We start from the raw sequence: 22,957 nt of genomic DNA on the forward strand, positions 1-22,957 counted from the left end.
GCATGCCGGTCAAAGTCTACGAACGCATCCTCGACCTCTTCGCGGCCGAGGGCATCAACACGATCTTCGGCATCCCCGACCCGAACTTCGTGCACCTGTTCCACCTCGCTGAGGAACGCGGCTGGAGCGTGGTCGCCCCCCACCACGAGGCGTCGGCCGGCTTCATGGCGGAGGCCGTGTCGCGGATGACCGGCAGGCCCGCCGTGTGCGTCGGCACGCTGGGGCCCGGACTGGCCAACCTGGCGCCCGCCATGATGTGCGCCCTGGTGGAGAACTCCCCGGTCGTCTTCCTGGGCGGGCAGCGCGCGCGCATCACCGAGCAGCGGGTCCGCCGCGGCCGTATCCAGTTCGTGCGGCAGTCCCCTCTGCTCGAGGCCTCGGTGAAGTACAGCGCCAGCATCGAGTACGCCGACCAGACCGACGAGGTCGTCCGCGAGGGCATCCGCAAGGCCGTGTCGGGAACGCCCGGACCGGTCTACATCGAGTACCCCTCCCACGTGATCCAGGAGGAGCTCGAGGTCCCGGCGGCGCTGCCGCCCGCCGCCTACCGCCTGGTCGGCCAGCAGGCGGGACCGGACATGGTCGCCAGGGCCGCGGAGGCCGTCCGCGCGGCGAAGCGGCCGATCCTCCTCGTCGGGCACGGCGTGCACACCGCCCGTGCGGGGGAGCCGGTCAGGGCGCTCGCCGACCTGATGGCCTGCCCGGTCATCCAGACCTCCGGCGGCACCTCCTACATCAAGGGCCTGGAGGACCGCACCTTCCCGTACGGCTTCTCGCCGTCGGCGATCGACGCGGTGGCCGGGTCGGACCTGTGCCTGGCCATCGGCACCGAGCTCGGCGAGCCCGTCCACTACGGGCGCGGCCGCCACTGGGTCGCGGGCGAGGCGGGGCGCACCTGGATCCTCGTCGAGCAGGACCCCGAGGCGATCGGCGTGAACCGCCCGATCGACATCCCCCTGGTGGGCGACCTGCGGGCGGTCGTCCCGCAGCTCGTCGACGCGCTCGAGGACACCCCGCGCACGGCGTCCCCGGAGCTCGCCGCGTGGATCGAGCAGGACGCGGCACGGCTGGCGGAACTGGCGGAGACGGCGCCGTCGGGCCGGTCCCCGGTGCATCCCGCCCGCCTGATCGTCGAGGCGACCAGGGCCTTCCCCGCGGACGGGATCATGGTGCGCGACGGCGGCGCCACGACCATCTTCGGCTGGACCTACTCCCAGGCCAAGCCGCACGACGTGATGTGGAACCAGAACTTCGGCCACCTCGGGACCGGGCTCCCCTACGCCGTCGGAGCCTCGGTGGCCGAAGGCCGCAGACGTCCCCTCATGCTCATCACCGGGGACTCCTCCTTCCAGTTCCACATCGCGGAGCTGGAGACGGCGGCGCGCCTGAACCTGCCGCTCGTGTGCGTCGTGGCCGTCGACTACGCCTGGGGCCTGGAAGTCGGTGTCTACAAGCGGACCTTCGGCCAGGGCTCGCTGGAGACGGGCACCCACTGGAGCACCGAGACGCGCCTCGACAAGGTCGCCGAGGGCTTCGGCTGCCACGGCGAGTACGTGGAGCGCGAGGAGGACATCGGCCCCGCGATCAAACGCGCCTACGCCAGCGGCAGGCCGGGCGTCGTCCACGTGGCCGTCGACCCGAAGGCCAACTCGGAGGAGATGCCGAGCTACGACGAGTTCCGTACCTGGTACGCGGAAGGGACGCAGTGATGCGCGAATACCTGAAGTTCTACATCGGCGGTCAGTGGGTCGACCCGGCCGAGTCCCGGACCATGGACGTGGTCAACCCCGCGACCGAGGAGGTCTGCGGCAAGGTGGCGGCCGGTTCGGCCGCCGACGTGGACCGGGCCGTCGCGGCGGCCCGCGAGGCCTTCGACGGGTGGGCCTCCACCGGCCGCGAGGAGCGGGTCCGGGTCCTCCAGGACATCCTCACCGAGTACCAGAACCGCGTCGGCGACCTCGCCGAGGCGCTGACCGAGGAGATGGGCGCGCCCGCCGCACTCGCCGGAGGCTTCCAGGTCGGGCTCGGCGCGGGCCACCTGACCACGGCGATCGAGCTGCTCAAGGGCTTCGTCTTCGAGGAGCAGCGCGGCGCGACGCTCGTCGTCAGGGAGCCGATCGGCGTCTGCGGCCTGATCACGCCGTGGAACTGGCCGCTGAACCAGATCGCGGTGAAGGTCTTCCCCGCGCTGGCGTCCGGCTGCACCGTGGTGCTCAAGCCGTCGGAGCAGTCGCCGTTCACCGGGCAGATCTTCGCCGAGATCCTGCACGCGGCGGGCGTGCCCGCCGGGGTGTTCAACCTCGTGCAGGGCGACGGCCTCGGCGTCGGCGTGCCGCTCTCCAGCCATCCCGACGTCGACATGGTCTCCTTCACCGGCTCGACGCGGGCGGGCGTGGAGGTCGCGCGGAACGCCGCCCCCACCGTCAAGCGGGTGACCCAGGAGCTGGGCGGCAAGGGACCGAACATCATCCTGGACGACGAGGCCTTCGCCGCGAACGTCGCGCAGGGCGTTGGCGACATGATGGGCAACTCCGGGCAGACCTGCAGCGCCCCCTCGCGCATGCTGGTGCCCGCCGCGCGGATGGCGGAGGCCATCGGCATCGCCCGGGAGGCCGCTGCCGCGATCACCGTCGGCGACCCGCGGGGCGAGTTCGTGATCGGTCCGGTGGTCTCCGGAGCCCAGTTCGAGAAGATCCAGGCGCTGATCCAGAAGGGCGTCGACGAGGGCGCCACGCTGGTGGCCGGCGGTCCCGGCCGCCCGGAGGGGCTGGAGCGCGGCTTCTACGTGAAGCCCACGGTCTTCGCCGACGTCACCAACGACATGACCATCGCCCGCGAGGAGATCTTCGGGCCGGTCCTGACGATCCTCGGCTACGACGACGTGGACCACGCCGTCGCGATCGCGAACGACACCGAGTACGGCCTCGCCGGTTATGTGGCGGGCGCCGACCTGGCCCAGGCCCGTGCCGTCGCCCGCCGCATCCGCGCGGGCTGGGTCGCCATCAACGGCGGGTTCGACTTCGCCTGCCCGTTCGGCGGCTACAAGAAGAGCGGCAACGGCCGCGAGTGGGGTGAGTTCGGCTTCCACGAGTACCTGGAGACCAAGGGCATCCTCGGCTACGCCCCCGAGGAGGCGGAGGCATGACCGCGATCACCACGAGGAGGCTGGGCGGGACCGTCGGGGCCGAGGTCCTGGACGTCGACGCCGAACGCCTGCTGGCCGACGACGGGCTGCCCGGGGCGTGCATGGAGGCGCTCGAGGAGCACGGCGTGCTGCTGTTCCGCGAACTGCACGCCGATGACGACGCGCAGGTGGCGTTCTGCCGGAAGATGGGCGAGCTCGCCCGGTTCCCCAAGTACAAGAACCCGAACGTGATGGAGATCAGTTTCGAGCCGGGAAACCCGAACGCGGAGTACTTCGCCAGCAACGACCACTGGCATATCGACGGCGCCCTGGACGACATCCCGGCCAAGGCCTCGGTGCTGAGCGCCCGCGCGACGGCCGGTGCGGGCGGCGAGACGGAGTTCGCCAGCACCTACGCGGCCTACGACGACCTCACGGACGAGGAGAAGGAGCGGTACGCCCGGCTGCGGGTGGTCCACACCTTCGAGGCGATCCAGCGCCTGACCTACCCGGACCCGACCCCGGAGCAGCTGGCGGAGTGGGCGTCGCGGACCGTCCGGGAACTCCCCCTGGTGTGGGAGCACCGGTCGGGCCGGCGTTCGCTGGTGTTCGGGGCGACCGCCTCGCACGTCGCGGGGATGGACGTCGAGGAGGGCAGGGCGCTGCTGTCGGGCATCGAACGGCGGGCCACCGCGCCGGACAAGGTGCTCCGGCACACCTGGTCGGTGGGCGACATGGTGATGTGGGACAACCGGGGCCTGGTCCACCGGGCGTGCCCGTTCGACCGGAGCGAGCCGCGCAGGATGCACCGCACGACCCTCCTCGGCGACGAGGCGATCAGGTGAGCGGGCGCACGGCCGTCGTCACCGGCGGAGCCTCGGGGATCGGGGAGGCCGTCAGCCGGCGGCTGGCGGAGGACGGCGCCCTGGTGGCGGTCTTCGACCTGAACGGCGACGCGGCGGGGGAGACGGCGGCCTCGATCGAGAAGGCCGGCGGCAGGGCGATCGGCCTGGCCGTCGACGTGACCGACCGCGCCGCCGTCGACGCCGGGGTCGCCGAGACCCGGGCCCGGCTGGGGCGGCCGACGATCCTGGTGAACAGCGCCGGGAGGGCCGTCGTCCACCCCTACCTCGACATCACCGTCGAGGACTGGAACCGGCTGCTGGCCGTCAACCTCACCGGCACGTTCGACTGCTGCCAGGCGGTGCTCCCGGACATGCTCGAGGAAGGCTGGGGCCGCATCGTCAACATCTCGTCGTCGAGCGTGCACGGCGGCGCCGCGAGGATGGCCGCCTACGTGGCCGCCAAGTCCGGGGTCGTGGGCCTCACCAAGGTCCTGGCACTGGAGTTCGCCCCGCGGGGGATCACGGTCAACACGATCCCGCCCGGCTTCATCGACTCTCCCATGCTGCGCGACACCGTGGAGCGGGGCTTCGTCGACCTCGAACAGCAGACGAAACAGACACCGGTCGGCCGGATCGGGCGGCCCGAGGACGTCGCCGCCACCTGCGCGTTCCTGGTGAGCGAGGAGGCCTCCTACATCACCGGGCAGGTCATCGGAGTGAACGGCGGGCGCAACACATGAGCGGTGGAGCGGCCCGGATACCGCCCCTGCCCCGGGCGGAGTGGTCCCCGCAGCTGGCGGAGTTCATCTCCGGGTACCGGTCCGCGGTCCGGAGCGACGGGCCGGAGGAGGAACGCCAGTCCGGGGCCAACCTGCTGGGCACGCTCGCCCGCCACCCGGCGCTGGCCAAGGCCTTCCTCACCTTCAGCGGCCATCTCCTGTCCGGCGGTTCGCTGTCGGTCGCGCACCGGGAGCTCCTCGTGCTGCGGGTCGCCCATGTGCGCAGGTGCGATTACGAGTGGGCGCAGCACGTGATCCTCGCGGAGAAGGCCGGTGTCCGCCCGGAGGAGATCGCCCGGATCCCCGACGGGCCGGACGCCCCGGGGTGGCCGCCCTTCGAACGTGCCCTGCTGAGCGCGGTCGACGAACTGCTCGCCGACGGCGCGGTGAGCGGCGGCACCTGGAAGGCCCTCGCCGCGGAGTTCGACGACCGGCAGCTCATGGACGTCGTCTTCACCGTCGGCGCCTACGAGCTGGTGGCCATGGCCCTGCGCTCCTTCGGCGTGCGGCCCGAGCCCGCCCTCGTCCCGTACCTCCCCGGCTACGAGGACGCTCACAGGCCGTAGCGCGCGAGCACGTCCTCCTTGCGGGGGAGGAGGAACTTGCGGGTCATGCGGGCGGTGGTCAGCCAGGCGATGGCGTCGCCGTTCCTGGTGCTGGCCAGCATCCTGGCGACGAGGTGGGGGGCGACCTCGTCGACGTGGTCGCACAGGATGTTGAGGATCCTGCGCTGCCCGGCGACCTGCTCGGGGGCGGCGGCGGCCTCGCGGAGCCAGCCGTCGGTGATGAGGATGCCGGGGCTGACCCGGCCGACCCGCACGCCGGTGCCGGCGACCTCCTTGACCAGCGCGCTGGTGAACGAGTCCAGGCCGCGCTTGGTGGCGGAGTAGACGCCCATGCCGGGGCGGATGCGGCCGTCGCTGCCGCCGCCCAGGACGTTGAAGACCTGGCCGCCTCCCGCGGCCCGCATGCCGCGGACGGCGACCTGGGATCCGTAGACGGTGCCGAGCATGTTCGTGGTGACCATCGTGCGGACGTCGTCGGGCGTGGTCTCGGTGATGGGCCGGGTGGTGTGGGCGACGCCGGCGTTGTTGATCCACAGGTCGACTCCGCCGAGCGCGTCCACGGCCGCGGTCCACAGGGCCTCGACCTGCGCGGCGTCGGTGACGTCCAGGGCGTGCCCGTGGACCGCCGCGCCGTCCGCGGCCTCCGGCCGCAACCTCTCGACGGCCTCGTCCACGGCCGTCCGGGCACGGCCCGTGACGACCACGGAGTGCCCGCGCCGGAGCAGCTCCCGCGCGAGCGCGAAGCCGATCCCCTTGGTGCTGCCGGTGATGACGGCCTTGCGCATGATCGCTCCTGGGGACGTGGGGGCAGGGGGGTTCCTCGCACGCACCGGTACGCGCCTTCCGGTATGGGCGCGATCCTATGCCGTGCCCCTCCCGCCGAACAGGCCTGTTTCGCCCTCGCAACCAATGTTTCCAAAAAGGGCCGCGCCTGCGGGCGGGATGCGGGGCCCTAGGCCGGGGCCCGGCCGGTGGAGCGGCGGGGGACCAGGGCGGGGGAGACGGCGAACTGCACCGAGGTGGTGCGCCCCTCGATGCGCTCGAGCAGGAGGCGCCCCACCGTCCTGCCCATGGTCAGGCCGTCCTGGTCCACGCTGGTCAGGGAGATGTTGGCGAGCGCGGCCATGCGCGTGTCGTCGTAGCCGACCACGGAGACGTCCCCGGGCACGGACAGGCCCGCCTCGTGGACGGCGGCCAGGCTGCCGAACGCGGCGAGGTCGGCGCCCGCGAAGATCGCCGTGGGCCGGGGGTCGCGGACGAGGAGCTCGCGCGTGCCCTCGTACCCGCCCTCCTCGGTGTAGGACGTGGTCGCGACCGCGATCTCGTCGGCGAGCCCGTGCTCGCGCATGACGCGCTTGTAGGTCTGGGCGCGGATGGTCTGGAGCGACGTGCTGGAGCGGGCGCGGCCGATGTCGCCGTGGGCGATGTGGGCGATGCGGCGGTGCCCGAGGCCGATCAGGTGCGCCATGACGAGCTCGACGCCCGCGGCGTCGTCGTCGGCGACCGAGTCGTAGGCGGCGGACTTCTCGTGCGGGCCCAGCACGACGGTGGGCAGGATCCGCGCGACCTCCTCGAGCCTGCTCCTGGTGTTCAGCGGGGCGACCATCAGCAGGCCGTCGACCTGCCGGTCGACCAGGGCGTCGATCGCGCGGCCCTCGGTGCGGGGCGAGGCCCCGCCGCGGACGATGACGACCTGGTACTCGGTGCCGGCGATCTGCTCGTCGATGCCGTCGAGGATGTCGGGGAAGAACGGGTTGCGCAGGTCGGGGAAGACCACGCCGATCGTGTAGGTGCGTCCGCGCATGGCGCGCGCCGCGGCGTGCGGGCGGTAACCGAGCTCCTTGATGGCGGCGTTCACCCGCTCACGCATCGCGGGGCTGACGCCGTAGGCGTTGCGCAGCACCTTGGAGACCGCGGTGGTCGAGACCCCGGCGTGCCGGGCCACGTCGGCGATCGTCGTACGGCGCGGTCGACCGGGCTGGGCCATGGGCCACCTTTCACTGGGCCGGTGCCCTCCGCCCGCCGGAGGGCACCGCCAGAGTGTACGGGAGCCGGTCCGAGCCGGTGGGCCCGGATGGGTAACGTTGCCCATTCACGTTGCTCATAGCGAGGATTCGTCGGACTAATACGACCTCAGAGCCGTGTTCTGAGTGTGAAACGTTATCCAAAACCGCCCTTGACGGAACCCTGAGTGACGCCTACGTTAACGACGGTCGGGGGGCGACAAAAACGTTTCAATCACCTGGAGAATCCATGCAGATCTCCCATCGCCGCCTCGGCGGCGCCGTCGCCGCAGTCGGCATGGCGCTCACGGCGCTGACCGCGTGCGGCTCGGGCGGGGACTCCGCCGACGGCACGGTCGAGCTGTCGTTCCTCGTGGACAACAGCGAGACGACCCTGTCCCAGGCCAACGCGGTCGCCGACGCCTTCAACGCGGCGAACAAGGACATCAAGGTCGAGGTCGAGACCCGGCCGCAGGGCACCGAGGGCGACAACGTCGTGAAGACGCGCCTGTCGACCGGTGAGATGTCGGACGTGTTCTGGTACAACTCCGGTTCCCTGCTGCAGGCGCTCAACCCGGAGCGGTCCCTCGCGGACCTGACCGGAGACCCGGTCCTCTCGAAGGTGGAGGAGGGCTTCCTGCCCGTCGTCTCCCAGGACGAGAAGGTCTACGGGGTGCCGATCGGGTCGGCCACCGGCGGCGGGATCCTCTACAACCGCAAGGTCTACGCCGAGCTCGGCCTCCAGGTCCCCAGGACGTGGGCCGAGTTCATGGCCAACAACGAGAAGATCAAGGCGGCGGGCAAGACCGCCGTCATCTCGACGTACAAGGACTCCTGGAGCTCCCAGCTCTTCGTGCTGGCCGACTTCTACAACGTCCAGGCCGCGGTCCCGTCCTTCGCGCAGGACTACACGGCCAACAAGGCGAAGTTCGCCACGACCCCCGCGGCGCTGACGGGCTTCCAGCACCTCGCCGACGTCAACGCCAAGGGCTACCAGAACAAGGGCTACGGCTCGGCGACCGTCGACCAGGGCCTCAAACTGCTCCTGGAAGGGGAGGGTGCGCACTTCCCGCTGCTGTCCTTCACCCTCCCGCCGCTGCTGAAGGACAACCCCGAGGTCGCCACCGACATCGGCTTCTTCGGCGTCCCCGGTGACGACCCGGCCAAGGCCGGCGCCACGATCTGGGAGCCGGCCGCCGTCTACGCCGCCAAGGGCACCGAGCACCTCGCCGAGGCCAAGGAGTTCATGGCGTTCGTGGCCTCGCCCGAGGGGATCGAGGCCATCGGGAAGGTCTCCACGCCCACCGGCCCCTACCGCGTCGCGGGCGCCAAGCTGCCCGACGACGCGATCCAGGCGGTCAAGGACATCCAGGCCTACATCGACGCGGGCCTGTCGGCCCCCGCGCTGGAGTACCTGTCCCCGGTCAAGGGCCCGTCCCTGGAGCAGATCACCGTCGCGGTCGGCTCCGGCCTGACGGAGCCCGCCGAAGGCGCGGCCCAGTACGACAAGGATGTGGAGAAGCAGGCCAAGCAGCTGGGACTGTCCGGGTGGTAGTCGAAAGCCGGCCGTCGGCGGGGTCCCGCGCGAAGAGCGCGGGGCCCGGCCCCACCCGTCCCGCGCGGCGGCGCAGGGGAGCGGCCCAGCCCTACACGCTGTACCTCCCCGCCGCCGTCGTCTACTTCGTGATCTTCGCGATCCCGACCGCGATGGCGTTCTACTTCTCCCTCACCCGCTGGACGCTCTTCGAGAGCGAGTTCGTCGGCCTGGAGAACTTCCGCGACTTCTTCGAGGACCAGAGCCTGCGGATCGGCCTGCAGAACACCCTGATCTACGCGGTCGTCACCAGCGGCCTCAAGGTCGTGTTCGGCCTGATGCTCGGGGTGCTGCTCACCAGCAAGCTGAGGACGAGCGGTTTCCTGCGCTCGGTGGTGTTCTTCCCCGTCCTGGTCAGCACGGTCGCCGTCGGCATCACCTTCAGCGTGCTGCTGCGCCCGGACACCGGCCTGGTCGACAAGGCGCTGGCCCTCTTCTGCGTCTCCGGCACCGACTGGCTGGGCAGCGCGGAGACCGCGCTGCTGTCCGTCGCGCTGGTGGACGTGTGGAAGGGCGTCGGCCTGGCCACCGTCATCTACATCGCGGGGATCCTGTCCATCCCCCCGTCCTACTACGAGGCCGTCGCGGTGGACGGCGGCGGCGCCTGGCAGCGGTTCCGGCACGTCACGTTCCCGCTGAGCTGGCCCGCGACCTCCTCCGTCGTGCTCCTGTCGCTCATCGGCGGGCTCCGGTCGTTCGACCTCATCTGGACGATGACCCGCGGCGGGCCCGGCTTCAGCAGCGACGTCATCGCCTCGATCATCTACAAGCAGTACCAGGCGGGCTTCTACGGCCTGTCCACCGCGGGCAACGTCGTCCTGTTCGTGCTCGTCACGCTGCTGATCCTGCCGCTGTCGTGGTTCTTGAACAGGAAGGAGGTCGCGTCATGAGGACGCTCCGGAAGGTGGCGGGGGAGAGCGCGGCGCTCGTCCTGGCCGGCGTGGTGTTCCTGGTCCCGTTCTCCTTCATGCTGCTGACGGCGGTCAAGGACGGCCCGCAGGCCGCCGACCTGGACTTCTCCTGGCCGACGAGCTGGCCGGTCGTGGAGAACCTCCGCGAGGTCGTCGAGGCGCGGGACTACATCCTGCTGCGCGCCTACGTCAACAGCATCCTCGTGACCGTGGTCTCCGTGGGGTTCATCGTGGTCTTCGCCGCGATGGCCGGATACGTCATGCAGCGCCGCCCGGGACGGGTCTCCTCGCTGGCGAACTTCCTGGTGCTGAGCGGGCTGATCATCCCGCCCGCGATCGTGCCGACCATCTGGCTGCTGCAGGAGCTCGGCCTGTTCAAGACGGTCCCCGGCCTGATCCTCGTGGAGATCGCCTTCAACCTCTCCTACGCGGTGCTGCTGTTCCGCGCCTTCGTCGCGGCCGTCCCCAGGGACCTGGACGAGGCCGCGATGATGGACGGCTGCACGGGCTGGAGGCTGTTCTTCCGGGTGATCTTCCCGCTGCTGCGGCCCGTCGCGATCACGGTCACCCTCACCACCTCGGTGGCGATCTTCAACGACTTCGTGAACCCCCTGTACTTCCTGCCCGGCGACGACCACGCGACCGTGCAGACCACCCTCTACAGCTTCCAGAGCCAGTACAGCACCCAGTGGAACCTGCTGTTCATGGACATCGTGCTGATCACGATCCCGCCGCTGCTGGCCTTCATCTTCTTCAACCGCAAGATCGTCGCCGGCATGACCGCCGGCGCGGTCAAGGGCTGACGAACCGACCAAGGAGCACCCCTCCCCGTGTCCGAACCCTCCGTCCCGCACGCCGGCCCTCCGGCGTTCGAGCACCACCGTGAACCCCTCGGCGTCGGCGAGGCCGAACCCCGCCTCTCCTGGACCGTCGCGACCTCGGCGCCCGGCTGGCGGCAGCGCGGCTACGAACTCGAGATCAGCGACGAGAACGGCCGCCCGGTCCACGCCACCGGCCTGGTCGAGTCCGGCGACTCCGTCCTCGTCGCGTGGCCCGGCGAACCGCTCGGCTCGCGGCAGCGCCGCGGCGTGCGCGTACGCGTCCACGGAGACGACGGCTCGACCGGCGACTGGAGCGAGCGCTCCTTCGTCGAGACAGGCCTGCTCGACCCCGGCCAGTGGCACGCCCGTGCAGCCGGGCCGCCCACGGAACTGCTGGGGCCGAGCGACGGCCCCGCCGTCCTCCTGCGCCGGGAGTTCACGCTGACCGGCGAGGTCGCCTCGGCACGCCTGTACGTCACCGCCCACGGGACGTACGACCTCGAGATCAACGGACGGCCCGTCGGCGACGAGGTCCTCGCCCCCGGCTGGACCAGCTACGGGCACCGCCTGCGCTACCGGACCCACGACGTCACCGGGCTGCTGTCGCGGGGCGGCAACGCCATCGGGGCGATGCTCGCCGACGGCTGGTACCGGGGCCGCGTGGGCTTCGAAGGGGGCAGGACCGCCCTCTACGGCGACCGGACCGCGCTCATCGCCCAGCTGGAGATCACCTACACCGACGGGACGGCCGAACGTCTCGTCACCGACGGGCGGTGGCGGTGCGCATCCGGCCCCGTCATCGCCGCGAGCCTCTACGAGGGCGAGAAGTACGACGCGCGCCTGCTGCCCTCCGGCTGGTCCGAGCCCGGCTTCGACGACTCGGGCTGGAAGGCCGCAGACGAACTCGACCACGACCCGTCGCTCCTGGTCGCCCCCACCGGCCCGCCCGTCCGGCGGGTGGAGACGCTCCGGCCTCAGGCCGTGCTGACCGGACCCGCGGGGGAGACCATCCTGGACTTCGGGCAGAACATCTCCGGACGGTTGCGCATCCGCGTCCAGGGCCCCGCCGGGCACACGGTGACACTGCGGCACGCCGAGGTCCTGGAGAAGAACGGCGAGCTGTCGCTGCGGCCGCTGCGCAGCGCCTACTCCGTGGACGCCTACACCCTGTGCGGCGAGGGCGTGGAGGAATGGGAGCCGCGCTTCACCGTGCACGGCTTCCGCTACGCCGAGGTCGTCGACTGGCCCGGCGACCTGGCCGAGGACGCCGTCGAAGCGGTGGTGTGCCACACCGACATGCGGCGCACCGGCTGGTTCTCCTGCTCCGACCCGCTGCTCACCAAGCTGCACGAGAACATCGTGTGGAGCATGCGCGGCAACTTCGTGGACCTGCCCACCGACTGCCCGCAGCGCGACGAACGGCTCGGCTGGACCGGCGACATCCAGGTCTTCGCCCCCGCCGCCGCGTTCCTCTACGACTGCACCGGCCCGCTCGCCTCCTGGCTGGCCGACCTCGCCGCCGAGCAGGCCGAGATCGGAACGGTCCCGCACTACGTCCCGTGGATCGACCTGGTCTTCCCCGCCACACCCGCCGCCGCGTGGGGCGACGCCGCCGTCCTCGTCCCCTGGACGCTCTACCGGAGCACGGGCGACCTGGGCCTGCTGGCCGCGCAGTACCCGAGCATGAAGGCGTGGGTGGACCAGATCGCCGAACGCGCGGGCGACGACCACCTGTGGGACGGGGACTTCCAGTTCGGGGACTGGCTCGACCCCACCGCGCCGCCCGACCAGCCCGCCAAGTCCCGCACCGATCCCGTGCTCGTCGCCACCGCCTACCACGCCTGGACCACGCGGGTCCTCGCGCGGACGGCGGAGCTGCTCGGGCACGAGCGGGACGCCTCCCGCTACGGCGCGCTGGCCGAGGAGGTCCGCGAGGCCTTCCGCGCCGAGTTCGTCACCCCCGCGGGCAGGCTCGCCGCCGACACCCAGACCGGCTACGCGCTCGCCCTGCACACCGGGATGATCGACGAACCCGGACAGCGCGAACGCGCCGGACGCAGGCTCGCCGAACTCGTGGCCCACGACGGCCACCTCATCTCGACGGGCTTCGTCGGCACCCCGCTCATCTGCGACGCCCTGGCCTCCACGGGCTCCCTGGAGACCGCCTACCGGCTGCTCCTCCAGCGCGCATGCCCGTCCTGGCTCTACCCGGTCACCATGGGGGCCACCACCATCTGGGAACGCTGGGACAGCATGCTCCCCGACGGCACGGTCAACCCCGGCGACATGACCTCTTTCAACCACTACGCCCTGGGCGCGGTCGCCGACTTCCTCCACCGGACGGTCGCCGGCCTCGCCCCCGCGGCCCCGGGCCACCGCCGGCTGCGCATCGCCCCCCGGCCGGGCGGCGGCCTCACCCACGCCTCCGCCGAACACCACACCCCCTACGGTCCCGCCGCCGTCGGCTGGAAGATCGAGGACGGGACGTTTATTCTCACCGCGACGGTGCCCCCCGGCACCACCGCCGAGATCGAACTCCCCGGCCGGGAACCCTTCGAGGCCGCCTCCGGCACCCACGTGTACACCGTGCCGATCCGCGAACAGGCCGGGCGCATCAGCTGCCGGTGACCTGGTTCGGTTTTCCGAACCCTCGGTTCGGGTGCGGGCACGATCGATCTCCATGCCCCCGTCCGCCGAGGATGAGGGCATGGCGAAAACAGAGACGGATATCGGGGCGGGGGCCGTCGCCCGGGCGGCGGACCTGCACCGCGAGTACGGGCGCGGCACCGCCGCCGTGCGGGCGCTGCGCGGGGTGTCGGCGGCCTTCGCGCCCGGGACGTTCACGGCGGTGATGGGGCCTTCGGGCTCCGGCAAGACGACCCTGCTGCACTGCCTCGCCGGGATGGACCGGCCCACCCGGGGTTCGGTCTGGTGGGGCGGTACCGAGGTGTCCCGGATGCCGGAGCGGCGGCTGGCGGAACTGCGGCGCAGCCGGGTCGGGTTCGTGTTCCAGGCGTTCAACCTGATGCCGGCGATGACGGTCGCGCAGAACGTCGAACTCCCCGGGCGGCTGGCCGGGGAGCGGCCCGGCCGGGAGCGGGTGCTGGACGCGCTCGCCCGGGTGGGGCTGGCCGGACGGGAACGGCACCGGCCGGGCGAGCTGTCCGGCGGCCAGCAGCAGCGGGTGGCGATCGCACGGGCGCTGGTCTCCCGGCCCGGTGTGCTCTTCGCCGACGAGCCGACCGGCGCGCTCGACCGGGCCACCGGGCACGAGATCCTCGCCCTGCTGCGCGCCGGCGTGGACGAGGACGGCCGGACCTGCGTGATGGTGACCCACGATCCGGTGGCCGCCGGGTACGCCGACCGGGTGCTGCTGCTCGCCGACGGCCTGGTGGCGGAGGAGATCGACCGGCCCACCGCCGCGCGGGTCGGCGAACGCCTGAGCCGGCTGGGGGAGGGGGCGTGACGGCCTCGATCGCCCTCGGGCAGATGCGCAGGCGTCCGGCCGCCTTCGCCGGGACGGCGGTCGCGCTCTTCCTCGCCATCGCCACCGTGACGCTGTTCGGCTCGCTGTTCGCCACCGACGTCGCCACCCCGGCGGCCGTCCGGCAGGCGGTCGCCGGACCCGGACTGATGGTGATCGCCGGAGCCTTCGGCGAGATCGCCGTGCTGATCGCGTTCTTCGTGGTGGTCAACGCGCTGGGCTTCACGCTGCGCCAGCAGCACCGAGAGCTCGCCCTGCTGCGCACCATCGCGGCGACGCCCCGCCAGGTGCGGCGGCTGGTCCGCGGCCAGGTCGTCGCGACCACGCTGCTGATGGCCGCGCCGGGCTGGGCCGCCGGTGCGGCGGCGGCCCGCGGCCTCCTCGCCGAACTGCAGCGGCGGGGGATGGCGGCACCGGGCGTGCGAGTGCCGGGGACACCGGCGCCGATGCTGGTCGCCCTGGCCGCCGCGCTCGCCGTCGGCCTGGCGGCCTCGGCCGTCGCGACCCGGCGGATCTCCCGGATCGCGCCCGCGGCCGCCCTCACCGCGAGCTCGACCGAGCACGGGCGGACGGGAGCACCGCGCCTTCTCGCCGGGATCGGCGCGCTGGCGGGCGGCGGCCTGCTGCTGCGGCTGGCCGCGACGCGCCCGGTCGAGCAGCTGGACGAGGCAGGGCAGGCGGCACTGTTCGGTTCGCTGGTCCTGCTGGTCGCCGTCGCCCTGACGGGACCACTCGCGGCACGCGTCCTGGCGGCCGCGCTGGGCGCGCCGGTACGGGCGCTGGCCCCCGGCACGGGGTGGCTGGCCGACGCCAACCTGCGCGGGTACGCGCGGCGGCTGTCGTCCGCCGTGGTGCCGGTCGCGCTGCTCGTGGGGCTGGCGGGCACCATGGCGGTCATGACGCACACCGCCGGGCAAGCCGCGAGCGGGACGGCGACCAGCGTCACCTCCGACACGGACGTCTGGCTGCGCCAGGCCGAGCTGGCGCTGCTGGTCTGCTTCGCCGCCGTCTCCACCGTCAACACCCTGGTCGCCGTGACCGCCGACCGGCGCCGCGAGTTCGCGTTGTTGCGGCTGCTCGGCGCGACCCGCCCGCAACTGCTGCGCATGCTGACCGTGGAGGCGGTGCTGACCGCCGCGGTGGGCGTCCTGCTCGGCACGGCGGTCGCGGCCGCGGCCTCGGCGGCGTTCAGCACGGCCGTGACCGGCTCCGCGATGCCCCCCGTCCCGCTGGCCGACTGCTGGCGGATCGTCGCGGGCGCAGCGGCACTGACCATCCCGTGCATCCTGGCCACCGGCCTGCACACGGCCCGCGGCCCGGCCACGGAACCGGTCAGCGGCGACCGCGGCTGAGCGGCACAGTGGGACCGGTGGGCGGTGGTCGTGGCTGAGCGGAGAGGCGGGTCGGTGGTGATGGCCATGGCTGAGTGGAGCGGCGGGCCGGTGGGCGGTGGTCGTGGGCGGCGGAAGGGAGAGTCGGTTGAGGGGCCGGGGAAAGGCCGTGGCTGAGCGGCGCCGGTACTTTTCGGTCCGGGGCGGGGAATGGGTCTTCGCCGTCGTCGGGTTGCCGCTCGGGCTGTTCGGCGGCGTCTACGCGCTCGCCGTCCTGTACGCGGGGGTGCTGCTCTCGCTGACCGTGCTGGGTCTGCCGTTCGTGGTCGCCGCGCTGGTGGGCGCGCGGGGTCTCGGCGGGCTGCACCGGCGGCTGGCCGGGCGGCTGCTCGGCGAGCGGGTCGAGGCGCCGGCCGTGCCGCCACGGCCGGCGGGCGTGCTCGCCCGCGGCCGTGCCGTGCTGACCGATCCGGTCGCCTGGCGGACGCTGCTCTACCTGGTGCTGCGGTTGCCGCTCGGCGTGCTCGGGTTCGCCGCCGCGGTGGTGCTTCCCCTCGGCTGCGGCTGGCTGGTCGGCTTTCCGCTGTGGGGCCGCCTGCTGGAACCGGGACCGCGGCCGGCCACCTGGCTGGACGCCGTCTCCGTCGTCCTGGGCCTGGTGCTGCTGTCCGCGGTGCCCGGCGCGATCCGGGCGCTGAGCGCGGCGAACCGGCGGCTCGCCCGGCTGCTGCTCGGCCCGGCCCGCGCCCAGCAGCGCGTCCGGGAGCTGGAGGCCGCCCGCGTCACCCTGCTGGCGGGCAACACCGACCAGCTCCACCGCCTGGAACGCGACCTGCACGACGGCACCCAGGCCCGGCTGGTCGCCCTGGCCATCACCCTCTCGCTGGCCGACGACGCGCTCTCTCCCCCCGACGGCGCGGACCTCGAACGGCTGCGTGCCCTGGTGGACCGCGCCCGCGGCCAGATCGACGACACCATCACCGAGCTGCGGCGGCTCACCCAGGGCATCAACCCGGTGGCGCTGGACGGCGGCCTCGGCGAGGCGCTGCCGGGCCTCACCGCCACCTCGCCGGTGCCCACGACCGTCCATCTGGACCTGCGGGAACGCCCGGACCAAGCGGTCGAACGGGCGGTCTACTTCTGCGCCGCCGAGCTGCTCACCAACGTCGCCAAGCACAGCGGTGCCCGCTCGGCCGAACTCGCGGCGAGCGCCGTCGACGGCCGGGTCCGGCTGACCGTGCGCGACGACGGCCGCGGCGGCGCGGTGCCCGGCCCCGGCACCGGCCTGATCGGCCTGGCCGAACGGCTCGCGGCGGTGGACGGAGTCCTGCGGGTCCACAGCCCGCCCGGCGGCCCCACGGTGGTCACCGCCGAACTGCCCACCCGCCTGTGACGGAAGGTCAACCGCCGTCCGCCAGATAGGTCAGGACGGCCTTCACCCGCCGGTTGTCGGCATCCGACGCCCGCAGGCCGAACTTGGTGAACACGGCGGCGACGTGCTTCTCCACCGCACGCTCCGTCACCACCAGCGACGCGGCGATGGAGCGGTTGGAGTGGCCCTGCGCCATCAGCTCCAGCACCTCGCGCTCGCGCGGCGTCAGGGCGTCCACCCGGCTGCGCCGCTCACCGCGCATCAACCGGGTGACCACCTCCGGGTCGAGCGCCGTGCCCCCGTCGGCGACCCGGTGCAACGCGTCCACGAACTCGGCGGTCCGGGCGACACGCTCCTTCAGCAGGTACCCGACGCCCGCCGCGCCGCCCGCCAGCAACCGGGAGGCCCAGACGGTCTCGACGTGCTGCGAGAACACCAGGATGCCGACCTCGGGCGTCCTCGCCCGGATCTCGACGGCGGCACGGATGCCGTCATCGGTGTGCGTCGGCGGCATCCGGATGTCCACCACGGCCACGTCCGGCCGGTGCTCGGCCACCGCGGCGAGCAGCTCGGCCGCCGTCCCGGCGGTGGCCACCACCTCGCACCCGCGCGCCCCGAGCAGCTCGACCATCCCGTCCCGCAGCACAACGGAGTCCTCGGCCAGTACCACGCGCAGCCGCCTGTCGATCACCACGCCATTATCGGCCCCCGCCCGGACGCCGAAGCCCGCCATCGGGCCTCGACCCCCGAACGGCGACGTCCCGCGGCATTCCCTCGGCTCGAGAGGCGCTCACACCGGCCCGATGAGCCTTTCTCGGTCAGAACACTAAGATGCGCGGGTGAAATGTCCTGAATGCTTGGCTTTGGTGCAGGCCGATGAGGGTTTTCCCCTCTGGTGCGCGGCCTGCGAGTGGGGGCTTCCGCAGGCCGAGGCAGACCGGGGCGAGAGCACGGTCACGGCGGCGCGTGGCCGGATCGATCTGGCCCGGATCGGGGCGTACACGCTCGCGACGGTGGTGCACACCCTCCCTCTGGGGCTGCTCGCGTCCGCGACCGTTCTGGCCACCGCCGGACGCGGTGTCGTGGCCTACGGGCTGGCCGCGGTCCTCGCCGTCCTCGCGGTGACGCTCATGCCAAGGCCCGTACGGCTCGACCGCGACGCCGAGATCCTGACACGGGACGACGCTCCGCACCTGTACGCCCTGTTCGACGAGGTGACCGCCGAACTCGGAGCCGGGCCGGTGCACGTCATCGCGATCACTCCCGAGTTCAACGCCTCCTCCATGGCGCTCGGCCTGCGTCGACGGCGGGCCGTGCAGCTCGGCCTGCCGCTGTGGCGGGTCCTCACGCCCGACCAGAAGGTCGCGTTGATCGGACACGAACTGGCTCACGGGGTGAACGGCGACTGCCGGCACGGGCTGTACGTCGGTTCGGCCCTGGACGTCCTCACCGGGCTGCACCGTACGCTCGACCCGGACGAGCTTCCCGGCCACGAGGACGGCCTCATGTACATGAGCCGCCTGGTGCTCACCCCCCTCCTGTGGCTGTGCCGAGGGGCGGTCTTCCTCCTCCACCGGGGCCTGGACCGGACCACCCTGCGCTCCGGCCGCCGCGCCGAGCACCACGCCGACGAACTCGCCGCGCGCGTCGCCTCGTCCGAAGCGGTCGCCGGCCTGCTGGAGGCGATGACCGTCCTCGAGCCGACCGTCGCGTTCACGGTCCGGACCTCGCCGGTGACCCGCTCCCCGCTGCCCCTGTGGGACCGTGTCGACCAGGCCGTCGCGGTCCTGCCCGACGGCGAACGCGACCGGCGGCTCAGGCTCGCCGCACGAGAGAACACCCAAGTGGACGACACTCATCCCCCGACGCGGCTGCGCACCTCCCACGTTCGCGCCCTGGCCGCGATCGAGCCGCGCGTGAGGCTCTCACCCGAGACCGCAGACCGGATCGACGCCGAGCTCGCCGCGATCTCCACCCGGATCGAGCGGAACCTCACCGAGGCCGCCGAAGCCGCCCTCTACCACCGACCGGAGGGAGGAACCCATCCAAGGAAGGCAGGTTCGGATGGCGGCTTCGAGGGGCATTGGCCGCCCGGATGAGGACGTGGAGGTGCTCAGGGTGCTGTTCGCCGGAGGCGATGTCTCAGTTTCGTGTTGACGCGGCGGTAGTCGCCCGGGTCGACGGGTAGCAGCCACTGCAGGGCCTTGGTCGTTGCGCCGAGGTTGAGGCCGAGGTCGTCGAGGACCTCGTCGATGTTGTGCATGGAGAACGGGATGACGTTGGTGCCGCGCGCGTGGTGCCCGCGGGTGCGCTCCTCCATCCAGGCCAGCCGCTCGGAGACGGCGCGGCGGCGCTCCTCGACGGGAGGGACGGTGTGCAGGCCGGCGAGGTGGGAGGCGATCCACACCGCCGACATCTCGGCCGACAGGGGGCTGAAGAACGAGGAGTTGTAACCGGCGAAGGTCAGGTTCGGCACGTCGTGCGGGAGGATGTGGCGGTAGAGCGCGAAGTTCCCCCGCTCGTCGGTGAGGCGCCGCCGCACGTCCTCGTCGAAGAAGGGAACCCGCTGCCGGAAGCCGGTGGCGCAGACGACGAGGTCGCTCGGCACGAGGGAGCCGTCCGCCAGCTCCGCGTGCGGTGCGCCGTCCTTCTCCAGGAAACGGGTGATCGTCAGGTCGCGGACGACCTTGATGCGGCCTTCGGTGACGGCTTCGAAGAAACCCTCGGTGACGAGGCCGACGGTGCTGCGGGCGATGTCCTCGAAGGTGCCTCCGGGCACCAGTCCGAGGGCGGGGAGCCGGTACTGCCGGGACGCCACGGACTGGACGCCGCGGATCATGGCACGGCGGAAGCCGTCGCCTCTGCCGTGCAGGAACCGTTCCAGGGCGGTGGGGGCGATGTAGCGGAACATGCCCTCGCCCAGCCGGGTGAGCAGCAGGAACTTGTAGTTGACGAGGCCGCCGATCCGCCGGGGCGTCTTCCACAGCAGCCCGCGCGCCACGACCGTCGTGGTGGCGGCGACGGTGGCGGTCTCGACCGCCACGTCGCAGGCCGACTTGCCGTAGCCGACCACGACCACATGCCTGCCGACGGCGTCGCCGAGCTCGCGGAAGCCGCTCGCGGGGAGGATCCGCCCCCCGGCGGCCTCCAGCACCTCCACACCCTTGAACGGCGGGATGAACGGTTCGGAGAAGATCCCGTTGGCGACCACCAGATGGTCGAAGTGCTCGGTGACCCCGCCTGCCGTGACGGCCCAGCCCGTTTCGTCCGCCAGGGGCGCGGCCCGGGTGACCTCGGTCGAGAGCCGCAACGACGGAGCGAGGGCGAAGCGCTCGACGTACAGCTCCAGATAGCGCTGCACCTGCTCACCCGTCGGCCACTCGGGATAGTCGCGGGGCATCGGCAGCTCGGAGAACGCGTAAGTGCCTTTGTCGTTCTGGGTGCGCAGTCCCGGATAGCGACGGGTGGCGCTCCATACGCCGCCGACGTCGGGTGCTTTTTCGAAGACGACGACGTCGTGGTCGAAGTCACGGAGCACTTTGGCCGTGCCCAGCCCGGCGAAGCCTGCGCCGATGACGGCGATCCTCATGGGTTCTGCCTTCGGTGTCGCGTGATCGGATGGCCGTTCGCCGAGCTCAGAGACGGCGGCCGCGGACCGTTTCGAGCTTAGGACGGGACGGCCGCCACCGGTGCTCACCACACTCTCGACTCACCGGATGGTCACCGATGTGTCACCCAAGGTGATGAACGAGGCGGTGGTGCGAATATTTCGATGGCGATGTCGCAAATATCCGGAATGGTAGAAATTGATGGCGATGATGGCGCGCCCGGTTTCCGGTTTTTGTTGTCCAGCAGATTTCCATTGAATGGATTAACGCTGGTCGTGTGGTGTGATCCAGGTCATGCTCGGGCGATCCGTCCAGGGTTCAGAGGAAACATGGTGAACAGATCTTCGCGGCGCGCCGGCGTCTCGCCCGGCACCCTCTTCGCGGCCTGCGCGGCCATCGTGATCGCCCAGGTCGCGACCGTCGTCCCCGCCCCGATCGTCGGCATCATCCGGCAGGCCCACGGCCTCGACAACATGGCGCTGGCCTGGGTGACCTCGGCGTTCCTGCTGCCCACCGCCGTGCTGGCCCTCACCTTCGGGCTGCTGGGCGACCGCTTCGGCCGCAAGTACGTCCTGATGGCGGGCGCGGCCGTGGTCGCCGTCGGAGAGATCATCGCCGGGGCGGCCGACGGCGTCCACCAGCTCTGGATCGGCCAGGCCGTCACCGGAGTCGGGGCGGGGGCCCTGATCCCCACCTCGCTGGCCATCGCCGTGGCGGGGGCGCCCACCGCCCTCAGCAGGTCCCGGGGCGTGGCGACCTGGACGATGGCCATGTCCCTCGGCACGATGATCGGCGTCCTGTACGGCAGCGCTCTGAACGAGTATTTCTCCTGGCACGCCTCCTTCTACGGGGTCGCGCCGCTCGCACTGGTGAGCCTGGTCATCACCACGGTGTGCGCGGAGGACTCCCGGGAGGCCCGCGGCCGTGCGCTGGACTGGCCCGGCCAGATCAGCCTCGTCGTCGGCCTCACCTGCCTGCTGTACGGCCTGGTCCAGGGCATGGGGAGCTCCTGGAAATCCCCGTCGGTGCTGGTCGCCCTCCCCGTCGCGGCGGTCGCCCTGCTCGTGTTCGCCGCGGTCGAGAGCCGGTCCGGTGCGCCGATGCTCCGCTTCGACCTCTTCCGGGACCCGGCGTTCGCCACGGCGACGGTCGCCGCGGTCATCGGCATGTTCTCCTTCCTCGGCAGCGTGTACGCGCTCAGCATCCGGCTCGGGTTCCAGCAGCAGTCCGCGACCGACTCGGCCGTCTTCTTCGTCGTCCTCCAGGGCCTTCCCTGCCTGCTGGGCCCGGCGCTCCCGCGGCTGATGGACCAGCTCGGCGCGCGGCTCCTCATCACCGGCGGCCTGGCGCTGCTGGCGGCCGGCGAGATCTGGCTGGCCTTCGTCCCCCTCAGCCGGACGTCCCTGGTCTCCCTGACCGGTCCCCTGCTGCTGGAAGGCGTGGGATTCCTGTTCGTCGTCTCCGCCCTCACCGCCGCGGCGCTCAACTCCGCAGCCGGTCATTCCACCGGCATGACCAGTGCCGCCGTCAGCGCCGCCCGCAACATCGGCACCTGCCTGGGCCCCGCCGTGGTCGGCGCGGTCGCCCTGCACAACGCCTCCGTAGCCCGGCCCGACCACCTGTGGGACGGCTACGCCACCGGCCTGCTCGTGTGCGCCGCGGCGTCCGTCATGGCCGCGTTCGCGACCCTGGTCTGGTTCCGTGAACCCGGCGCCCGCCCCGAGCCGCCCCGCTACCGGCCCCCGTCCCCGCCGCAGCCCTGGGCCCGACGGCCGTGACCGGTCACCGTCCGGCGTCCGGGGCGCGGACCCGGGCGTCGATCGTCCGGTGCAGCTGTGTGCGGAACCGGTGGAGGGCGGAAGGGTCGTCCGCGTAGCGGCGACGGCCGTCCTCGTGCGGAAGCCCGGTGTGGGTGAAGCCGAGCACCATCCAGATGACGGTCCAGGCGAGGAACTGGAGGTCGGTGTCCGGGTGCACCCCCTCCCACGTGCGGGAGGTCATCATGACCTCCAGAGGCGGTGTGAACCGCTCGGGAAAGTCGAAGTCGATGGCGTCCTTGAGCACGCGGTGACCCCACAGGGCGCCTATCTCCGGGTGCGCGAGGGAGAAGTCGAGGAAGGTGTCCGCCAGCAGGTGGAGGCCCTCGACACCGTGGGAGATCCCCTGCGCGGCGGCTTCGAAGCGCTGACGGTCCAGTTCGTAGAAGTGCTCGAAGGCGGCCCGGTAGAGACCCGGCTTGCCGTCCTTCAAAAGCGCCGACCGCGAAACGTCCGATCCCACCGCTCCCGCGATCATGTCGAGGGACGTCGCGTCGTACCCCAGCTCCGCGAACAGCCTGATGGCCGTCTCCAGCACCCGCTCGTCCACATCGGCGGCCCGCTCGTCCAAGGTCCTCGTCCTTCCGCCTCTCCGCCCCACCAGTCTCCGCCGTCTTCGTCCAGAAGCAGGAAAAGAAAGGCCGCCGTTCGAGTCATGACTCCCGGGCGCGCGACGGCGAGGCCCGGAATCCGCCGCGCACG

Annotated in this window: 19 protein-coding genes; 14 read left to right on the forward strand and 5 right to left on the reverse strand. The window is 72.0% G+C overall.

Annotated elements, in window-relative coordinates; translation table 11 throughout:
- Window positions 1-2: 2 nt before the first annotated feature.
- Genes C2865_RS24640 through C2865_RS24660 form a run of 5 tightly spaced genes read left to right on the forward strand, consistent with a single transcriptional unit; the run spans window position 3 to window position 5,314 of the window.
- Window positions 3-1,709: a thiamine pyrophosphate-binding protein gene (locus C2865_RS24640; RefSeq protein ID WP_106400931.1), complete on the forward strand. Its 1,707-nt coding sequence runs from the start codon at window positions 3-5 to the stop codon at window positions 1,707-1,709.
- On the forward strand, window positions 1,709-3,145 hold the full coding sequence (locus tag C2865_RS24645; RefSeq protein ID WP_106400932.1) for an aldehyde dehydrogenase family protein: 1,437 nt from the start codon (window positions 1,709-1,711) through the stop codon (window positions 3,143-3,145). Before C2865_RS24640 ends, C2865_RS24645 begins: the two co-directional genes overlap by 1 nt.
- Window positions 3,142-3,969 carry a TauD/TfdA dioxygenase family protein gene (locus C2865_RS24650; RefSeq protein ID WP_106400933.1) on the forward strand — a complete coding sequence of 276 codons (828 nt, stop codon included), beginning with the start codon at window positions 3,142-3,144 and terminating at the stop codon, window positions 3,967-3,969. Before C2865_RS24645 ends, C2865_RS24650 begins: the two co-directional genes overlap by 4 nt.
- The gene (locus C2865_RS24655) at window positions 3,966-4,709 is read left to right on the forward strand and encodes an SDR family NAD(P)-dependent oxidoreductase (RefSeq protein ID WP_106400934.1); all 744 of its coding nucleotides are present in this window, start codon (window positions 3,966-3,968) and stop codon (window positions 4,707-4,709) included. Before C2865_RS24650 ends, C2865_RS24655 begins: the two co-directional genes overlap by 4 nt.
- The gene (locus C2865_RS24660; protein ID WP_106400935.1) at window positions 4,706-5,314 is read left to right on the forward strand and encodes a carboxymuconolactone decarboxylase family protein; all 609 of its coding nucleotides are present in this window, start codon (window positions 4,706-4,708) and stop codon (window positions 5,312-5,314) included. The genes C2865_RS24655 and C2865_RS24660 overlap by 4 nt, the downstream gene beginning before the upstream one ends.
- Here C2865_RS24660 and C2865_RS24665 read toward each other — a convergent pair.
- Window positions 5,302-6,099 (reverse strand): SDR family NAD(P)-dependent oxidoreductase, encoded by a 798-nt coding sequence (locus tag C2865_RS24665; RefSeq protein ID WP_106400936.1) that lies wholly within the window; start codon window positions 6,097-6,099, stop codon window positions 5,302-5,304. The two genes, C2865_RS24660 and C2865_RS24665, sit on opposite strands and share 13 nt — an antisense overlap.
- Before the next feature lie 167 nt (window positions 6,100-6,266).
- Window positions 6,267-7,301, reverse strand: a complete 1,035-nt coding sequence (locus C2865_RS24670) for a LacI family DNA-binding transcriptional regulator (protein ID WP_106400937.1) — start codon at window positions 7,299-7,301, stop codon at window positions 6,267-6,269.
- Window positions 7,302-7,567: 266 nt separating this feature from the next.
- Here C2865_RS24670 and C2865_RS24675 point away from each other — a divergent pair, with 266 nt between their 5' ends.
- The 7 genes from C2865_RS24675 to C2865_RS24705 all read left to right on the forward strand — a co-directional run bounded on the left by C2865_RS24675 (window position 7,568) and on the right by C2865_RS24705 (window position 16,851).
- Window positions 7,568-8,872 carry an ABC transporter substrate-binding protein gene (locus C2865_RS24675; RefSeq protein WP_106400938.1) on the forward strand — a complete coding sequence of 435 codons (1,305 nt, stop codon included), beginning with the start codon at window positions 7,568-7,570 and terminating at the stop codon, window positions 8,870-8,872.
- A complete protein-coding gene (locus C2865_RS24680) occupies window positions 8,866-9,801 on the forward strand; it encodes a carbohydrate ABC transporter permease (RefSeq protein ID WP_198653568.1) in 936 nt (311 codons plus the stop codon). Before C2865_RS24675 ends, C2865_RS24680 begins: the two co-directional genes overlap by 7 nt.
- The gene (locus C2865_RS24685) at window positions 9,798-10,625 is read left to right on the forward strand and encodes a carbohydrate ABC transporter permease (protein WP_106400939.1); all 828 of its coding nucleotides are present in this window, start codon (window positions 9,798-9,800) and stop codon (window positions 10,623-10,625) included. Before C2865_RS24680 ends, C2865_RS24685 begins: the two co-directional genes overlap by 4 nt.
- Window positions 10,626-10,652: 27 nt before the next feature.
- On the forward strand, window positions 10,653-13,271 hold the full coding sequence (locus tag C2865_RS24690) for a glycoside hydrolase family 78 protein (RefSeq protein ID WP_106400940.1): 2,619 nt from the start codon (window positions 10,653-10,655) through the stop codon (window positions 13,269-13,271).
- Between the two features lie 79 nt (window positions 13,272-13,350).
- Window positions 13,351-14,109 carry an ABC transporter ATP-binding protein gene (locus C2865_RS24695; protein ID WP_106400941.1) on the forward strand — a complete coding sequence of 253 codons (759 nt, stop codon included), beginning with the start codon at window positions 13,351-13,353 and terminating at the stop codon, window positions 14,107-14,109.
- Entirely contained in the window at window positions 14,106-15,479 is a 1,374-nt protein-coding gene (locus C2865_RS24700; protein ID WP_198653569.1) for an FtsX-like permease family protein, read from the forward strand. Before C2865_RS24695 ends, C2865_RS24700 begins: the two co-directional genes overlap by 4 nt.
- 148 nt (window positions 15,480-15,627) lie before the next feature.
- The gene (locus tag C2865_RS24705) at window positions 15,628-16,851 is read left to right on the forward strand and encodes a sensor histidine kinase (protein ID WP_106400942.1); all 1,224 of its coding nucleotides are present in this window, start codon (window positions 15,628-15,630) and stop codon (window positions 16,849-16,851) included.
- Between the two features lie 7 nt (window positions 16,852-16,858).
- On the opposite strand, the gene C2865_RS24710 is transcribed toward C2865_RS24705, so the two are convergent.
- Entirely contained in the window at window positions 16,859-17,521 is a 663-nt protein-coding gene (locus C2865_RS24710) for a response regulator (RefSeq protein ID WP_106401310.1), read from the reverse strand.
- Window positions 17,522-17,696: 175 nt separating this feature from the next.
- Between C2865_RS24710 and C2865_RS24715 the strand changes: the two genes are divergently transcribed.
- Window positions 17,697-18,929 (forward strand): M48 family metallopeptidase, encoded by a 1,233-nt coding sequence (locus C2865_RS24715; protein WP_232835821.1) that lies wholly within the window; start codon window positions 17,697-17,699, stop codon window positions 18,927-18,929.
- Window positions 18,930-18,943: 14 nt separating this feature from the next.
- On the opposite strand, the gene C2865_RS24720 is transcribed toward C2865_RS24715, so the two are convergent.
- Window positions 18,944-20,419 (reverse strand): flavin-containing monooxygenase, encoded by a 1,476-nt coding sequence (locus tag C2865_RS24720; RefSeq protein WP_106400944.1) that lies wholly within the window; start codon window positions 20,417-20,419, stop codon window positions 18,944-18,946.
- Between the two features lie 351 nt (window positions 20,420-20,770).
- Here C2865_RS24720 and C2865_RS24725 point away from each other — a divergent pair, with 351 nt between their 5' ends.
- Window positions 20,771-22,216, forward strand: a complete 1,446-nt coding sequence (locus C2865_RS24725; RefSeq protein ID WP_157963905.1) for an MFS transporter — start codon at window positions 20,771-20,773, stop codon at window positions 22,214-22,216.
- A gap of 4 nt (window positions 22,217-22,220) precedes the next feature.
- Here the strand turns inward: C2865_RS24725 and C2865_RS24730 are convergent, their stop codons facing one another.
- Window positions 22,221-22,826: a TetR/AcrR family transcriptional regulator gene (locus C2865_RS24730; RefSeq protein ID WP_106400946.1), complete on the reverse strand. Its 606-nt coding sequence runs from the start codon at window positions 22,824-22,826 to the stop codon at window positions 22,221-22,223.
- Window positions 22,827-22,957 lie beyond the last annotated feature (131 nt).

The organism is Actinocorallia populi (assembly GCF_002995495.1).
Lineage (GTDB): Bacteria > Actinomycetota > Actinomycetes > Streptosporangiales > Streptosporangiaceae > Actinocorallia > Actinocorallia populi.

Coding starts and splice junctions, on each gene's coding strand:
- C2865_RS24670 (WP_106400937.1), bottom strand. CDS start 7,301: ATGGCCCAGCCCGGTCGACCGCGCCGTACGACGATCGCCGACGTGGCC.
- C2865_RS24685 (WP_106400939.1), top strand. CDS start 9,798: ATGAGGACGCTCCGGAAGGTGGCGGGGGAGAGCGCGGCGCTCGTCCTG.
- C2865_RS24645 (WP_106400932.1), top strand. CDS start 1,709: ATGCGCGAATACCTGAAGTTCTACATCGGCGGTCAGTGGGTCGACCCG.
- C2865_RS24665 (WP_106400936.1), bottom strand. CDS start 6,099: ATGCGCAAGGCCGTCATCACCGGCAGCACCAAGGGGATCGGCTTCGCG.
- C2865_RS24675 (WP_106400938.1), top strand. CDS start 7,568: ATGCAGATCTCCCATCGCCGCCTCGGCGGCGCCGTCGCCGCAGTCGGC.
- C2865_RS24650 (WP_106400933.1), top strand. CDS start 3,142: ATGACCGCGATCACCACGAGGAGGCTGGGCGGGACCGTCGGGGCCGAG.
- C2865_RS24720 (WP_106400944.1), bottom strand. CDS start 20,419: ATGAGGATCGCCGTCATCGGCGCAGGCTTCGCCGGGCTGGGCACGGCC.
- C2865_RS24640 (WP_106400931.1), top strand. CDS start 3: ATGCCGGTCAAAGTCTACGAACGCATCCTCGACCTCTTCGCGGCCGAG.
- C2865_RS24695 (WP_106400941.1), top strand. CDS start 13,351: ATGGCGAAAACAGAGACGGATATCGGGGCGGGGGCCGTCGCCCGGGCG.
- C2865_RS24660 (WP_106400935.1), top strand. CDS start 4,706: ATGAGCGGTGGAGCGGCCCGGATACCGCCCCTGCCCCGGGCGGAGTGG.